The sequence below is a fragment of the Sphingobacterium sp. genome, assembly GCF_039596235.1.
GTDB lineage: Bacteria > Bacteroidota > Bacteroidia > Sphingobacteriales > Sphingobacteriaceae > Sphingobacterium.
Window position 1 is genome coordinate 59,072 of record NZ_JBCNKE010000001.1, and the last position, 16,672, is coordinate 75,743.

The following is a 16,672-nucleotide window of genomic DNA, read 5'->3' on the forward strand; positions in this document are numbered from 1 at the left end:
TTAGGATGGCAGCCTCAACGTTTTTAAAATAAACATTTTTTTTTCAATAGTTCGGATTTGATCAATATTTTCTCGGAAATTATCAATAAATGCATGGAAAATGAACGCTAATTTTGAAATGGTTAATCATTGGTTGAATGGAGGATATCCTATATTCCTCGTTAGCTAGCCGGGGGCATAGTTACCCTTATTTTAACCGGTAGGGTAACCTATGACGGCTAGCTTTTACCGATGTTGAAAGGCAATTCCTTTCAACAAAAAGAGGCTTGATCTTCGGATCAAGCCTTTATTAATTTATGCTGGTGATTGCCCGATTGAAATTTTTAAAGTTTATTTGCACGGACAGTGATTTCGGCAATATCGAGTACTTCAATTTCGGACTCCTTCTCTTTTATTTTGATCCCATCTTTTAACATCGTCATACAGAAGGGACAGGCTGCGGCAACAACCTGTGGTTGTACGGCTATAACTTCTTCAATACGTTCGATATTAATATCTTTCTTTCCCTGTTCAGGTTCTTTGAACATCTGGCCCCCGCCAGCACCACAGCATAGTCCATTGCTTTTGCAACGTTTCAATTCGACAAGTTGCGCATCCAGACTTTCAAGTACCTTTCGCGGGGCTTCGTAAACTTCATTTGCCCGTCCTAGATAGCAAGGATCATGGTAGGTTATTTTTTTACCCTTAAATATGGTATTGTCTGCCGGTTTCAACTTCCCTTCGTCAATAAGGCTCTGGATCAACTGCGTGTGATGGATAACTTCATAGTTACCTCCCAAATCAGGGTATTCATTTTTAAGTGTATTAAAACAGTGTGGACAAGCGGTGACAATCTTTTTGATTTCATAACCATTCAATATTTCGATATTCATCATCGCTTGCATCTGAAATAAAAACTCATTCCCACTTCTTTTTGCGGGATCTCCTGTGCAGCTTTCTTCTGTTCCAAGAATTGCATAGTTGAGCCCAACATGCTTGAGAATCCGACAGATATCACGTGTTATTTTTTGAGCGCGCTCATCAAAACTACCAGCACATCCCACCCAAAATAATATATCGGGAGTTTCTCCCTTAGCTAACAGTTCAGCGACTGTTGGAACTTTTAATTCATTTTCCATCATTAAACTATTGTTGTTGAGTCCAATTCGCACGATCCATTTGTGCATACTTCCATGGAGCACCATTATTCTCAATGTTGCCAAACATATTGTTGATACTTGCGGGTGCCTGAGATTCCTCCATAACCGCAAATCGTCGAAGTTCTACGATAATGTCCAAAGGGTTAATATTGACAGGGCATTGCTCGACACAGGCATTACAGCTTGTACAAGCCCATAATTCTTCGCGGCTGATATAAGTATCGATCAGCGACTTTCCATCTTCCACAAAGCTTCCATTTACCTTTATGTTGTTACCTACTTCAGTTAATCTATCCCTTGTATCCATCATTATTTTTCGCGGAGATAGCAGTTTTCCCGTAATATTGGCCGGGCAGGACGAGGTACACCGACCACATTCGGTACAGGTGTAGGCATCCAGAAGGCTTTTCCAGGTTAGATCCTGCACATCCTTGGCTCCAAAGCGCGCTATGGTATCTGATGATGGAGGTGTAAAACTTGGATCAAGCATTGCTTTTACTTCGTTGGTGACAGCGGGCATATTGGATAATTTCCCCTTCGCATCCAAACTTGAAAAATAAGTATTTGGAAAAGCCAGAACGATATGCAAGTGTTTCGAATAGGGAAGATAGTTTAAAAAAGCTAATACGCCTAATATGTGAAACCACCAGCAAAACCTTTCGATGATATACAGTGTACTAGTAGAGGTCGGAAGATAGGGTAATAGATAATGACTTACCGGAAAGGAACCAACGGAACTAAAATGTTCATATCCGTAAAGCTGTAATTTGAGATCCGTCGCATTCATTAACAGGAAGGCCGACATCAGCAGAATTTCCGTAATCAAAATAATATTAGCGTCTGTTTTGGGCCAGTTGTTCAGTTCTCTACTATTTAGACGATTTACTTTGACAATATTTCTTCGGATAAGGAAGACCAGACAGGATACAAGGACACCAAGTGCCAGCCATTCAAATGAACCAATCAAAAAGTTATAAAAACCGCCCAAGAAGGAAAAAATCCGATGGGTTCCGAATAAACCGTCGATAATGATTTCCAGCATTTCGATATTGATAATAATGAAACCCAGATAAACAAATAAATGTAGGATGGCCGGGGTAATGCGCTTAAACATCTTTTTTTGTCCAAAAGCAACTAAAATCATCGTTTTCCAGCGCTCTGGAGCTCGGTCCGAACGATTTAAATCTCTCCCTAATTTGATATTGCTATAGATCTGTTGCACATTTTTACCGAATAAAAATAATGCCCCTAAAAAACAAACCGCAAATATTAGCTGACCTATCATATGCTCGAATATTGGTTATAAAACAAATATACTATAATATTTTGTTATGCTAACATAATAAAAATAAATCAAAAAATAAGCTTAGACAGGTAATTTTCTGAAAAAACCTTTATGTTCTTATAAGCGACAACAGCTATGAAAATAAACTAAAGGTTTTTTCTGGCCGATGGAGTACAGACTTTTTCGGAAAAAATAAAGAATAGGAAGAAGGGGATAGAAAAGGAAGCCCCCAAAGAAGTTGCAATGATTCCCGGGGGCAAAGGTTGTTCGATAAATGATTTATTTTATACCGTCAAATGCTTGTTTAAGGATTCTCTCAACGGTTTTTTCAATACGGATTTTTCCTTCTTCCGTATTGATGTCAATACCGCAGAAAGTGCTGCCTGTAGATTTGGCCTGTAGAGCTAAGTAATAAATTCCGCTGACCAGTATAGCGAGAGTCGCTCTTATGTCCGTTTCTGAATGCTCAAATTTTGGATCAACGTGTTTAAATAATTCTTCACCAAGAACTTCGCGTCTATCAGCTATATTTTTTAATGCTTTAGTTTTCTCACCCAGTCCCCAATGGATGATTTTCTGTTTAGTTTTATCCTTTAAAAAAGTATTCAATTGGGATTTAAGTAATTCGTTTACCAGAGCGACATCAATATCATTTGGATTTGATATCATTTGCTCTAACACGCCTTTATCTCCAATCTGCCAAAAATCTTTTTGTGTTAAGTACGCCTCTACTAATTGATCGAGGCCTCCAAAATAATTCCAGATGAGTGCTTTATTTAAGCCACACTCCAACGCGATATTCGGGCCGTTCAGCGCATGGTAGCCTTTCTTTTGGATGACTTTTCCCACTGCTGCGATCATCCGCGCTTTGGTACGTTCCTTGTCTCGGATGGGACCCGATGTTACTTTTCTTTCTTTCTTTGGACGATCCTCAGTTACTTTCTTTTTCATTAGAATAATTTTGTTTATTCATTACCAGTTTATTTACAAAGGCATTATACTGTCTTTGGCGGTGTTACTAAGAATGAAGCTATCATAGACTCAGTCGTATAAGTCTTTGAGCTAATTTAAGCTCGTGATAATTTCATACGAATAAAACCATTTTTAGCAACGAAGCTTTCATGAGTTATCCTATTCGTTCGTTAATAAACAAATTTGGGCTCATGATGTTTTCATTAGGGTAGATGTATATTTTTTCTACAATATCTAAATTTTAGCTGGGAAAAGCAAGAAAATCGTATAACAGATTTTTATTCCTTTTAATAAACTATTTTATTCGATATTTAGATCGTCGTTGAACGAGTTTGTCGTAAATTGTTCTAATTTGGCATTAGCGGGGCAGGGGCAATAAAAAAGGGACTATTCTGATGAATAATCCCTTTTTTTATTGCGTATAATGTCGTTATTATTTTTTCGCAGGTGCAGCAGGCGCAGCTGTTGCCGAGATACCTAATTTAGATTTTACAGCAGCAGTTAAATCCTCACCACCTTGGAAATAAGGAATATTTGTGCTTGAGATATCAAATACATAAGCCATTCCTTTTTCTTTCGCTACAGCGTTGACAGCGTCAGCTACTTTTCTTTGGATAGGCGTGATCAATTCATCTTCTTTTTTTCCCAATTCTTCTTGAGCAGTTTGTTGTGATGATTGAATACGAGTTTGCATATCTTGGATTTCTTGTCCTAATTTATTTAATTCAGGATCTAGTGTATCTTTGTTAGCTTCGCTTCTGGTACGTAATTTATCAGTTCCTTCTTTTTGTTTGGTCTGTAAAATTGTGACCATGCCTTGAATTTCTTTAGTTTTATTCTCACTCAAAGTTTTCAATTGAGCTTCCGCTGTTTTATAATCTGGAGTTGATTGAATAATGTCAGCAAAATTGATGTGACCGATCTTTTGCTGTGCATTCGCGAATTGAGTTGAGAAAAATACTGCCACTATAGCAACCGCACCTTTTAATAAGTTTTTCATGCTTTTCATTTTAATCTAATAAGCCATCTCTATGGCAATCTTTTTAGTTTTCTAATTAATTACTACTTTTTTTACTTGTGTCCACAATGATAACAAACTCCTGCTTAGTTTGCAAGACTAGGATTAGGTTTATAGCCTAATTTTGTAATGACATCATTACTTTTATTCAATTTTGAATTTGCATAAAGGAAAGTGGATTCTTTGCCTTTGTCCACGATGAAATCAAAATTCTGAGCTGAAGCAACGTCTTGTATCGCTTTTGCCACGCGGTCTTGAATAGGTTTAATTAATTGAACCCTTCTTTTGAAAAGTTCGCCTTCAAATCCGAATTTCTGTTTTTGATAATCTTTTACCTCTTTTTCTCTCGTAACGATTTCATCTTCGCGACGGCGGCGCATGTCCTCGTTTAACAAGACCTGATCTTTTTGATAAGCCTGATATAATTTTTCTATTTCGGCATATTTTTGATCTACCTCTTCCTGCCATTGTTTGGAAAGATCATCTAATTGTTTTTGGGCAGTGGTATATTCGGGAATGTGTTTTAGGATATATTCTGAATCTACATATGCAAGCTGTTGCGCAAATGTCGCTGTAGCACTAACGACTACAAAAGCTATAACTAACAATATTTTTTTCATATTTCCTGTAAGTTTTATAGACTATAATTTATTATTTAACATTCATTTACCTTATGACAATGGCCGAGCCCAAAAGTTTAATCTGAGAAGCCGTCTTAAATAAATTTACGGCTCAAAAATAACAAAAAAGATGCAATCTAACAGATATTTCTCGGGTTTAACACTATTTAACTTGTTGGCCGTTTCCTGTTATACATTTCCAAAGAGATCATGATGGCTAACCTTTGTTGCGAAAAGCAAACCTCCTCCAATATAAGAAGATTTATGCGATATGCAGTGTTCGACGGAATAAATAAATTTAAAGGCTAGACATAAAAAAAGCTATCGCAGAAATTGCAGATAGCTTTTTTATCCCGATAAGGAATATCTGAATGATTGGATCAACCTCGGTTAAAATCCACCCATATTTTGCATAATACTAAATGTAAAGTTTTGTTTCCAAGTACTGCTCGGTAATCCCGGAATAGGGTCAAATGCGTGACCGTAGTCGATCCCCAGCATACCAAAGATAGGTAGGAAAATACGAGCACCCACACCGGCCGAACGACGTACCTTAAATGGATTGTATTCGGTGAACTTATTCCAGGTATTTCCAGCTTCCGCGAACGCCAGTACATACACCGTAGCCTGGTCATTTAACATAACCGGATGACGTAATTCCATTTGATACTTGGTATAAATTGGGCTACCTGAATTCCGCGCTACGTTAACATTTTGTGTGCCTTCTGGAATAATTACACCATTTGCATAACCACGCATTGCAATAATCTCAGATCCTTGAAGGTAATCAAAGCCTTGCATACCATCACCACCGACTTTGAACCGTTCGAATGTAGACGTTTCTGTTTTATTAGAATATTTTCCTAAGAAACCAAATTGTGCCTGAGCTTTGAAAACTAATTTTCCGACAATTTTTGCATACCATTGGGAATCGAATTTCCACTTATGGTATTCCGTCCAGCGATAACGTTCCTGTGGAGTACCATTCTTATAATCAATATTATTGAATAGGGAATAAGGTGGCGTCAATTGTACCGAAAACTTGATGTTCGAACCCGAAGTTGGGTAGATTGGAGCATCAATCGAGTTACGGCTAAATTCCTGTGTTAAATTGATATTGTATGCTGTACCATTATCAAACAAGAAATAGTTACCATAATTCTGAAGTTTATACCGTTGGAAAGACAATGAGGTATTAGCTTGGAACCAGTTGTCTGGCCACTGCAGGCGTTTACCTAAAGTTGCTGTAATACCGGTCATCCAAATGCGGTTCAATTCCGAATCTTTTACAATTTGCTCCCCGGTGTAATAGTTGAATCCACCATAGGATGAACTAGAGGTATAAGCACTCAAACCAAAATAGATCGGTTTTTTTCCGCCTAGCCAAGGTTCTGAGAAGGAGAAGCTATAAGATTGGTAACGTTTACCTGAAGTCTGGCCACGCACACTTAATTTTTGGCCATCCCCACGAGGAAGCGGTTTCCATGAACTCTTATCAAAGAAGTTACTTGTAGAAAAGTTATTGAAAGTCAAACCTAGGGTACCTATGATCTGTCCCGCTCCATAACCTCCTGAAAGTTCTACCTGATCAGATGGTTTCTCCGTTACATTATAAACGATATCCACCGTACCTTCCGCATAATTCAAATTGCTCGGAACTGGATTTGTTTTTTGCTCATCAAAATTCCCTAATTGGGCAATCTCACGAACACTTCGCATAATTTGCTCTTTTGAGAATTTTTGTCCCGGTTTTGTATAGATCGAACGTAATACCACCCGGTCATTTGTAACGTCATTACCTTTTACGATAACATTGTTAATGGTATATTGCGCGCCTTCATATACACGTAAATTTAAATCGATGGTATCGTTATACACACGCGTCTGTTCAGGGTCTACTGAAAAAGTCAAATATCCATCATTCATATAGATCGATGAGATGTCATCTGAATTTTTGCCTCCACCTAGCAATTTAGCGTTCAGTTTTTCCTCTGAGAAGACATCACCACGTTTGATTCCTAAAATTTTATTTAATAAGGTATCTGAATATTTTGCATTTCCTGTCCACACAATATTACCTACATAATATTTTGGGCCTTCATAAATATCAAATTTGACCAATACATTTTTCTCACCGTCCCGAATGATTGTGTCTTTTAAGATCTCCGCATCGCGATAACCCTTGGCGGCCATTTTTTTGATCAGGTTTTCTTTACCTTCTTTGTATTTCTCTTCTTTGAATTTACCCGGACCAAATATGCGGTACCACATTTTTTGTTTAATTGGCTTTGCCATTTTCCGCAGATCTTTTTGCGAAAAATGCTCGTTGCCTGTAAAGGTCATTTCTTTGACTCTTACTTTGTGTTTTTTATCTACGTCAGCAATTAAGATCTCATTATTCGCTTGGGCTGAATCCTTAACTGTTTTTAATGTAATTTCAGGATATAAATAAGCTTTTTCTTTTAGAAAACGTTGAATCGTAGCACGGGTCGTATTCATCAAGTTTTCGTTGACAATCTTACCGGTATTACTATTTAAACGCTTACGGACTTCCTCGGTTTGGCTTTTGCTTAATCCGTTAATATCAATACGCGTCAAACGGGGACGTTCTACTACACGAATGGTCAAAAAGATATTTTCGCCTTCAATTTTTTCTGCCCATAACTCGACAGCGTCGAAGAGGCCTTGAGCCATCATGTCTTTTACTACTTTTGCAGTCGCTTCACTTGGTACTTCCAAATATTGACCTACAGACAATTTAGATATTGTAATTAATACGTTCTTATCCAAAAATTGTGTTCCGGTTACATCAACAGCACTAATTACATAGTTTTTAGGGTTGAGATAACTGATTTTTTCGGGATCATTTAAGTTGAACGCACCATTTTCCTGTCCGTAGACAAGTTGCATTGACGAGAGACCAAAAAATAGTATTACGGGTAGTATACGCTTCATTTATCTTGAATTATTGGCGCTAAAGTACACCAATCAGTTGTTAATTTTTGTTAATTAAGAAAATTTAACCAGCTTGTTTTTTATTCAAATCAGTTGACAAATTTAATAAAATCATTTATAACTGCTCACTTGTTTTTCCAAACCTTCTTTCACGCTGTTGATAATCGACAATGGATTTAAATAAATCTTCTTTTGTAAACTCTGGCCACATCTTATCTAAGAAACATAATTCAGAATAAGCAATTTGCCAAAGAAGGAAATTACTGATTCGGAGTTCGCCACTGGTTCTTATCAATAGATCTGGATCGGGTAAGCCCCGGGTGTAAAGATTGGCGGAGAAAATGTCATCATTGATTTCCTCAATGCCCAATTCTCCTGCTTGAACTTTTTTAGCTAGATTTCGGGTAGTTTCAACAATTTCCTGGCGGGAACTATAGCTTAGGGCCAGCGTGAGCGTGCAGTGCGTGTTATCTTTGGTGGCCTCGATTGTTTCCTGAAGTTTCTTTTGCGCATTGGACGGAAGTTTGCTGATATCTCCGATTGCGTTTAATCTGACGCCATTTTCCTGAAATGTCTTGATTTCTTTTTTTAAAGAGGAAACCAACAGTTCCATTAAAGCGATCACTTCCAGTTTTGGGCGATTCCAATTTTCCGCTGAAAAAGCGTAAAGCGTTAGAAATTTTATGTTGGCCTGAACACATCCTTCTAAAGCTTCTCTCACTGCTTTTACTCCATTTTGATGTCCAAATACACGGAGTTTACCTTTTTGTTTTGCCCAGCGACCGTTACCATCCATGATGATAGCAATATGTTGGGGTAATTTAATGTTATCAATTTGATCTAAAAAGCTCATTGTTGCTATTTTCAATAAAATTAACACCTTTTAGCCTTTTACAGCTTATTTATGTGTTAAAACCAGATATTGGCTTTTTGTATGTTACCTTCAAACGATGTTTTACCTCCCAAGGTTAACCCGTTTGATCATTATTTGGCATCTTGTTATGGATGCTTTATGTATCTTATGCTGTATTATTCCTTTCAAATATCGATTTTTAATTGATAATTCAGAAGCATAATATCATATAAGATTAGTAGTTTCTGACATCGATTCCCCAAAGTAGTTTTTCTCTCAATGTGCTGAAAAAACTTTCCTGTGGAAGACGGATGAGATTGATCGTAAATGGAGCTTGCTTAATTGTCAATTTAACAGAGGTATCGATAGACTCATTTTTTGAGTCGCAACTGAGTATGTATTGATTGCTTCGGCTCTCGATTTCAAGCTCCAGGGTGAATTGATTTGAAATAACGATCGGTCTGACGTTAAGGTTATGTGGTGAGATCGGCGTGATGACAAAATTACCGCTTTCAGGCATAATGATTGGTCCCCCGCAGCTCAACGAGTAAGCTGTTGAACCGGTAGGGGTAGCGATAATCAATCCGTCTGCCCAATAGGAATTGAGTAGTTCGCCGTTAATCCGCGCATTGACTGTGATCATTGCAGAGCTATCGTAACGAAATACCGTGATATCGTTAAGGGCATAATGATTACCCTGAAATAGATTGATCTGTTCAGATTCGACCGAAAGAAGTACACGTTTTTGAATATCGTAACGGTTGTTTAAGATATCATCTATCGCATGTTCAAAGTCATTTTTATTGATGGAGGCCAAAAAGCCCAGACGTCCAAAATTAATACCTGCGATGGGAATACCGGAATCTCTAATGAGTGATACCGCTGATAGCATAGTCCCATCGCCTCCTAAACTTAGCATGAGATCAATGTTATCTTTAATTTCCTCATATACATGGTAGGTGGGAAAACTAAATCCACATTCAAACTGCGTTGTCAAGAACTTATAAAAAGGATCATAAACCCATATATCGACGTTTTTACCAACGAGATATTTAAATAAGTGCTTCACATGTGCTATAACGGAGGGCTGAAACTCTCGTCCATATATCGCAATTCTCATATTTTTTTGAATTTATGGGGCAAAGATGAGAAAAAAACTAATCTTAATTAATTAAATGTTGATGTAATTCATCAGTTGCTGATAACGATCGGCAGTGTCATCAAATGCGGCAACAGTATTATGTGTCTCCATAACGATATAATTATGCCTTAAGAATGAATTGAGCAGCGCGTTGATATTGGACTTGTCTACTTTCAGTGTCACTTCAATGGAATCGCTTTCGAGATTTATTTTTGTGGCACAATTGAGAATTCTGCAGTTGTCACTTTCCACCAGATGTGAAATCTGGGATAATGAAAAATCATGTAACCCTATTGACAGGACAATAATAGCCCCCGATTCATTCTGAGATTGGATCAATGAAATTGCCTTTAAAATATCCAATTGCGTAGAAACACCAATATATTTGTTATCTTGATCCAAAATTGGGACTAATGAACTGTTGTATACAGTTGTCATCACCAATGCATCATATGGATGCTGGTTAAATTTGAGCTGTATTGGTGCAGTGTTAATTTTAATGGAGGAAATAGGGGCTTCTTCATTATCGGCATCCAACAAAACAGATTCATTGACGAATCCAATATATTCATCCCCATTTAAAACAACCAATTCTTTACAAAGCATGTCTTGTAGTTTTTCTAAAGCCTGCTGTATTGAATCAGCTTTCTGGATGCTGAAATCTGCGTTTGAAAGAAATTGTCCTATTAACATACCCAAACTTAATAAAAAAAACGATGTGATAGGGAAAATTTTATTGATCAGAATCTTTGGCGGGGTCTGGACTTTTTTGTGTTTGATGAATAAATTAAAAGTAAGTAATTACATTATTGCAAATAAGTACAATTTTAATGTTTAAAATTGTACTTTTATTAGCATTCTGTTAGTATTTTTGTCCAAAATTTGAGCTATGCTTAAAATGAAGGGTAGCTAGTTTTTTTAGAAAAATAAGATTGATGGTTACGAGTGAGAATAAAAAATTTATTGATATACGCGAGGTTATTCGCAAAAAAAATGCAGGATTAGCAAAGTGGATTCCATCTTTTTTGTTGAATTATCTTAAGAAGACCATTCATGAAGATGAGATCAATGATATTATGACGCGTTTTGCAGATTTGCAGGGGCTGGATTTTGTTGATGCGTTAATCAATGATTTGGGAGTGACGGTAAATTTATATGGCGCCGAAAACATTCCGGATTCTGATCCTGTCATTTTTGCCTCCAATCATCCTTTGGGTGGTTTAGATGGGATCGCATTTATGCATGCGATAGGAAAGCATCGACGGGATGTGAAATTTTTGGTGAATGATATCTTATTAAATATAGGAAATTTGAGACCCTTATTTGTCGGTGTGAATAAATTAGGAGGACAAGGCAAACAAGCTATTTCGGCAATTGAAGAAGCCTATGGAGCCGATGATGCCTTGCTTGTATTTCCCGCCGGCCTGGTTTCCAGAAAGCAGAAAGATGGACGTATCGAGGACCTGGAATGGAAAAAAAGCTTTATCAGCAAAGCGAAGAAATATAAAAAAGATATCATTCCGGTGCTTATTGACGGCAAAAACTCTAAGTTTTTTTATAATTTTGCAAGGCTTAGACAAAAAATAGGTCTTAAGGTAAACATTGAAATGTTATATTTACCTGATGAAATGTTTGCCCAGCGCGGGCACACTGTTAACATTATAGTAGGAAAGAGAATCCCTTATACAGCGTTTGATCAATCAAAGAACGAAAAGACTTGGGCTGAAGAAGTGAAAAGAAGAGTTTATGGATTAGCTCAAGAAAAATAGAATTTATGCAAGAAATTATACCTCCAGTTGATAGAGAACTATTGAAAGCCGAATTGAACAAGGACGTTTTCGTACGATATACCAACAATGGAAATAACGAGATATACTTAATCAACTATCATAACTCGCCCAATGTCATGCGCGAAATTGGACGGTTACGGGAGTTGACATTCCGTGGCGCAGGTGGAGGTACAGGGCTTTCGATCGATATTGATGAAAATGATACATCTGAGGATTGCTATGATCAATTGATCGCATGGAATCCCGAGGATGAAGAAGTTGTTGCCGGTTATCGTGTGATTAAATGTGCAGAGGCAGGAGAGACAAATGGTATTCCCAATTTATCTACCGCCCATTATTTTCAGTTCTCAGATCAATTTACAAAAGATTATTTACCCTATACCATTGAATTAGGGCGATCTTTTGTTCAACCTCGATATCAACCTGCAATTGACAATAGAAAAGGAATTTTTTCCTTAGACAATCTGTGGGATGGTTTGGGGGCTTTGGTCATGCTCAATCCCGAAATTAAATACCTTTTTGGGAAAGTAACAATGTATCCACATTATAACAAGGATGCACGGGATATGTTGCTTTACTTTATGGACTACTATTTCCCTGATCATGATAAATTGGTTATTCCCTTGCCTGATTTAGAAATTAAAAATGATTATGACCGTTTTATCGGTGTTTTTGATGGTTTAGATTATAAGGAAGGATACAAAATATTAAATAGTCATGTAAGAGCATTGGGCGAAAATATCCCACCTTTGATCAATACGTACATGAACCTGTCCCCGACGATGAAATCTTTCGGTACGGCTCGAAATGATGAGTTCGGTACGGTGGAAGAAAAGGGAATTTTGATTGTTATTGACGATGTTTATCCTGTGAAAAAGGAGCGGCATATGAATACCTTCGAGCGCGATAGAGAATATGGTCATCGCAAACCAAAGCGGGTTTAAATAATAAAGGGATTCATTAGAATCCCTTTATTATTTTATTAAAGAATAGAGTACAAAGGCCAATACCGCGCCAATGATTGGTCCAATGATAGGGATCCAGGCGTAAGACCAGTCCGAACTTCCTTTACCTTTAATCGGCCAAAGCGCATGGAATAACCGGGGACCGAGATCTCTGGCAGGATTAATCGCATAGCCCGTTGTGCCTCCTAGGGATAAACCAATAGCCCATACTAAAAAGGCGACCGGTATGGCTCCCAAAGAGCCCATTCCAATAGGTTCGGTCTTTCCATTGATTGTGATATCCTGGCCTGTGATAAAAAAGATAACAAAAATTAAGACGAAAGTTCCAATGATTTCACTTGCCAGGTTTGTTGAAGTATTTCGGATATTTGGGATTGTAGCAAAAACACCTAGTTTGGTGGTGGGATCAGCTGTTGCATTAAAGTGGTCTCTGTGTATAACATAAGTTAACAATGCGCCGCAAAATCCGCCTGCAATTTGAGCCAGAATATAACCGGGTACTTCCGTCCACGGTAAAGCCTTGTGAAGTGCCATGGCAATTGTCACTGCCGGGTTGAGATGGGCGCCTGTGTAAGGTCCGGCAAAGACCACTCCCACATACACGGCAAGGGCCCATGCAGTGGTAATGACAATCCAGCCACTATTTTCTCCTTTTGTTCCTTTTAAGATTACATTTGCAACCACACCGTTTCCCAGGAGCAGGAGCAGTGTCGTTCCGATAAATTCAGCTAAATAATGGTTCATATGTATTGATTAGTTTTCTGTCCAGAATTGCAATGCCTTAACGCCCTTAGTCCATTGTTTAATAATTTGTTTAGTCTGTTCTGCTTGTTCTTTTTCGGGTTCAAAAAGACGGTCTTGCGCCCAAAATTTAGTAAGCTCTTCTTCATTTTTCCAAAAACCGACAGCTAGTCCAGCGAGGTAGGCAGCGCCTAACGCTGTTGTTTCAGTAATTTTAGGTCTGATTACATTGCTGTCCAGTACATTGGCTTGGATCTGCATTAACAGGTTATTTGCTGTTGCTCCACCGTCTACACGCAGTTCTTTGATCGGGATTCCGCTGTCCGCTTCCATCGCCTGTAAAACATCTCTGGTCTGGAGTGAAATGGCCTCCAGGGAAGCCCTGGCAATATGCCCGTTTGTTGTCGCTCGTGTTAAGCCAAATATAGTGCCCTGTGCCCTGGCATTCCAATAAGGTGCCCCTAATCCCGCGAAAGTTGGGATAAATGTTACTCCACCATTATCTTTTTCGGAAAGCGCCAACTGTTCGATATCTGCTGATTTGTAAATAATATTAAGATTGTCCCGCAGCCATTGGACTAACGCACCCCCAATAAATATACTTCCCTCCAAGGCGTATTCGGTTTTGCCATTGATCTTCCAGGCTACGGTTGTCAATAAGTTGTTTTTAGACATGATCGGCTTATCACCAATATTCATTAGCATAAAACAGCCCGTGCCGTATGTGTTTTTTACCATTCCTTTTTCAATACATTGCTGGCCAAAAAGGGCTGCCTGCTGATCTCCGGCGATTCCGGCGATTTTAACTTTATGTGCGAAAATCGTCGTTCTGGACTCACCATATATTTCGCTGCTTTCCTTCACCTTAGGTAGCATGGCAGCTGGAATGTCGAATAATTCAAGAAGCTCCGTATCCCAATCCATTGTATGTATATTGAATAAAAGTGTACGGGAGGCATTGGTAACATCCGTAATGTGGACATCGCCGCGGGTCAGGTTCCAAACCAGCCAAGTGTCGATGGTGCCACAGATCAGCTCTCCATTTTTTGCTTTCTCTCTGGCTCCGTCCACATGATCAAGAATCCATTTTATTTTGGTTGCTGAAAAATAAGGATCTAGGATAAGACCTGTTTTTTCTTGGATCATTTTGTGTTTGTTAGATTGGCGGAGTTCGTCACAGTAATCCGCTGTGCGCTTATCTTGCCATACAATGGCATTGTAGATCGGTCTGCCGCTTTCTTTTTCCCATACAACTACGGTTTCCCGTTGATTGGTTATACCGATGGCCGCAATGTTTTTACCATTCAGTCCAGCTTTGGTTGTAGCTTCGGCAGTTACACCGGCTTGCGTGGACCAGATTTCATGCGGGTCGTGTTCAACCCATCCTGGCTGCGGAAAGATTTGTGTGAATTCTTTTTGCGCAATTGAAACGATATTTCTGTCCTTATCAAAAATAATGGCTCTGGAGCTCGTTGTGCCTTGATCCATCGCCAAGATGTATTGTTGTTCCATAATTGATTACTGCGGGTTATTTATATTAGTTTAAGATATAGTTTTTTGCGACTTTTTGAAAATTTTCTAGCTGACTTTTTTGCCAGTTTTCATCTTTGCCTAATTCCTGAGCAAGTATTTTAGCGACTTCGGGGGCGGCTGTAATTGCCGCTTTGGCATCAAGAAATAGGATGCGTACACGGCGTGAAAGCACATCTTCCACGGTCTGGGCGAGTTCGTTGCGAACGGCCCAAACGACCTCTGCTTTTTTAAATTCCAAATGTTCGACTAATTTTTCACCCCATTGCGGATTTTCTTGTGCAAGCGCATGTATCGCTTCTTGGTCGGAACCGTAAATATACATGTGGTTACTTCGGTCGTTTGTGGGAATAGCGCTATAGATTTTCTGTGTGGCCGATTTGCTTTCCTTTTTGGGTAGACAGCCAATTTTAATTGCTTTATCAACGGTGTCTTGTCCCATTCTTCGAAAGGTAGTCCATTTTCCGCCCGTCAGCGTCAGCAAATTTGATTCACTGACAATTACTTTATGGCTTCGGGAAATTTCTTTGGTCTTATTCGAGTTTCCCGTTGGGGCGGCCAAGGGTCTAAGACCGGCAAATACAGCAAGTGCATCCTGACGTGTTGGTTGTTTTGTAAGGTAACGGCCTGCTGTTTTTAAGATAAATTCAATTTCTTTTTCTAGCGCTATCGGTTCTAAGCTATGTTCGTCGATCGGTGTATCTGTAGTTCCAGCTATGACACGATTGTGCCATGGAACCAAAAAGAGGACGCGGCCATCATCTGTCTTCGGTATCATGATTGCATCATCTCCGGGGAGGAACGATTTATCGAAAACAAGGTGAACACCTTGGCTCGGTCTGACCATTTGTTTGGCTTCGGGTTTGTCCATCTTAAGTATATCATCGACAAAGATTCCGGTTGCGTTGATAATGGCTTTCCCCTGAATGGTGAAAACTTCTCCGGTGTCGGTATCCTGGGCAATAACACCGTTGACCTTACCGTTATTGTTTTTGGTGAGATTGGTGACCCGCATATAATTAAGGGCGACGCCACCCATTTGGATGCAGGTCTGCGCTACATTTACTGCTAGTCTCGAATCGTCAAATTGACCATCTTGGTAGACAACTCCACCATATAAGCCCTTTTTTCTCACGGTACTGATTCGCCGTAGTGTTTCTTCCTTGTTGATGTGTATGGATTTTCCTAGGCTCAGTCTGCCCGCAAGGAAATCGTATATCTTCATGCCAATTGTGTAGAAAGGGCCGTCAAACCAGCTGTAATTCGGGATGATAAAAGATTGATTTTTGACTAAATGTGGGGCGTTGCGCTGTAATAGACCTCTTTCGTGAAGCGCTTCCTTAACCAGTGCAATATCTCCCTGAGCGAGGTAACGTACTCCACCATGCACCAGCTTGGTTGCTTTGCTGGATGTACCTTTGGCAAAATCAACCTGCTCCAATAATATTGTTTTGAATCCTCTGCTCAATGCATCCAATGCGACACCTAAACCGCTCGCTCCGCCACCTATGACGATAACATCCCATTCACTTGTGTCCTTTATTCTTTCTATTAATTTTGACCTTTTGAATTCTTCTTGTTTCATTTTGTTTCGTTTTTGGTCCAAAGGTGCTATCCTTTTTCTATGTCGATGTAACCAATTAATACTAAGTTATAGTATATT

The 16,672-nt window shown here is 38.9% G+C and carries 14 protein-coding genes; 2 read left to right on the plus strand and 12 right to left on the minus strand.

Annotated elements, in window-relative coordinates; genetic code table 11:
- Positions 1-323 precede the first annotated feature (323 nt).
- From ABDW32_RS00270 to ABDW32_RS00310, 9 genes are all read right to left on the minus strand, one after another.
- On the minus strand, positions 324-1,118 hold the full coding sequence (locus ABDW32_RS00270; RefSeq protein WP_343559652.1) for a (Fe-S)-binding protein: 795 nt from the start codon (positions 1,116-1,118) through the stop codon (positions 324-326).
- Positions 1,119-1,125: 7 nt separating this feature from the next.
- On the minus strand, positions 1,126-2,424 hold the full coding sequence (locus ABDW32_RS00275; RefSeq protein WP_343558534.1) for a (Fe-S)-binding protein: 1,299 nt from the start codon (positions 2,422-2,424) through the stop codon (positions 1,126-1,128).
- 279 nt (positions 2,425-2,703) lie between these two features.
- Positions 2,704-3,375, minus strand: a complete 672-nt coding sequence (locus ABDW32_RS00280; protein WP_343558535.1) for a TetR/AcrR family transcriptional regulator — start codon at positions 3,373-3,375, stop codon at positions 2,704-2,706.
- 454 nt (positions 3,376-3,829) lie between these two features.
- A complete protein-coding gene (locus ABDW32_RS00285; RefSeq protein WP_343558536.1) occupies positions 3,830-4,396 on the minus strand; it encodes an OmpH family outer membrane protein in 567 nt (188 codons plus the stop codon).
- 104 nt (positions 4,397-4,500) lie between these two features.
- On the minus strand, positions 4,501-5,034 hold the full coding sequence (locus ABDW32_RS00290; RefSeq protein WP_343558537.1) for an OmpH family outer membrane protein: 534 nt from the start codon (positions 5,032-5,034) through the stop codon (positions 4,501-4,503).
- A 390-nt stretch (positions 5,035-5,424) separates the two neighbouring features.
- The gene (gene bamA / locus ABDW32_RS00295) at positions 5,425-7,989 is read right to left on the minus strand and encodes an outer membrane protein assembly factor BamA (protein ID WP_343558538.1); all 2,565 of its coding nucleotides are present in this window, start codon (positions 7,987-7,989) and stop codon (positions 5,425-5,427) included.
- 115 nt (positions 7,990-8,104) lie between these two features.
- Positions 8,105-8,842, minus strand: coding sequence for an isoprenyl transferase (locus ABDW32_RS00300; protein ID WP_343558539.1), 738 nt, complete (start codon positions 8,840-8,842; stop codon positions 8,105-8,107).
- A 235-nt stretch (positions 8,843-9,077) separates the two neighbouring features.
- Positions 9,078-9,962, minus strand: coding sequence for an NAD kinase (locus tag ABDW32_RS00305; protein ID WP_343558540.1), 885 nt, complete (start codon positions 9,960-9,962; stop codon positions 9,078-9,080).
- 51 nt (positions 9,963-10,013) lie between these two features.
- The gene (locus tag ABDW32_RS00310) at positions 10,014-10,676 is read right to left on the minus strand and encodes a CBS domain-containing protein (RefSeq protein WP_343558541.1); all 663 of its coding nucleotides are present in this window, start codon (positions 10,674-10,676) and stop codon (positions 10,014-10,016) included.
- A gap of 242 nt (positions 10,677-10,918) precedes the next feature.
- Between ABDW32_RS00310 and ABDW32_RS00315 the strand changes: the two genes are divergently transcribed.
- Positions 10,919-11,752, plus strand: coding sequence for a 1-acyl-sn-glycerol-3-phosphate acyltransferase (locus tag ABDW32_RS00315; RefSeq protein ID WP_343558542.1), 834 nt, complete (start codon positions 10,919-10,921; stop codon positions 11,750-11,752).
- Positions 11,753-11,757: 5 nt separating this feature from the next.
- Positions 11,758-12,717, plus strand: a complete 960-nt coding sequence (locus ABDW32_RS00320; RefSeq protein WP_077432512.1) for a GNAT family N-acetyltransferase — start codon at positions 11,758-11,760, stop codon at positions 12,715-12,717.
- Between the two features lie 30 nt (positions 12,718-12,747).
- Here the strand turns inward: ABDW32_RS00320 and ABDW32_RS00325 are convergent, their stop codons facing one another.
- Genes ABDW32_RS00325 through ABDW32_RS00335 form a run of 3 tightly spaced genes read right to left on the minus strand, consistent with a single transcriptional unit; the run spans position 12,748 to position 16,594 of the window.
- Positions 12,748-13,482, minus strand: a complete 735-nt coding sequence (locus ABDW32_RS00325; RefSeq protein WP_343558543.1) for an MIP/aquaporin family protein — start codon at positions 13,480-13,482, stop codon at positions 12,748-12,750.
- Positions 13,483-13,491: 9 nt separating this feature from the next.
- A complete protein-coding gene (gene glpK, locus ABDW32_RS00330) occupies positions 13,492-14,991 on the minus strand; it encodes a glycerol kinase GlpK (protein WP_343558544.1) in 1,500 nt (499 codons plus the stop codon).
- Positions 14,992-15,016: 25 nt separating this feature from the next.
- Positions 15,017-16,594: a glycerol-3-phosphate dehydrogenase/oxidase gene (locus ABDW32_RS00335; RefSeq protein WP_343558545.1), complete on the minus strand. Its 1,578-nt coding sequence runs from the start codon at positions 16,592-16,594 to the stop codon at positions 15,017-15,019.
- Positions 16,595-16,672 lie beyond the last annotated feature (78 nt).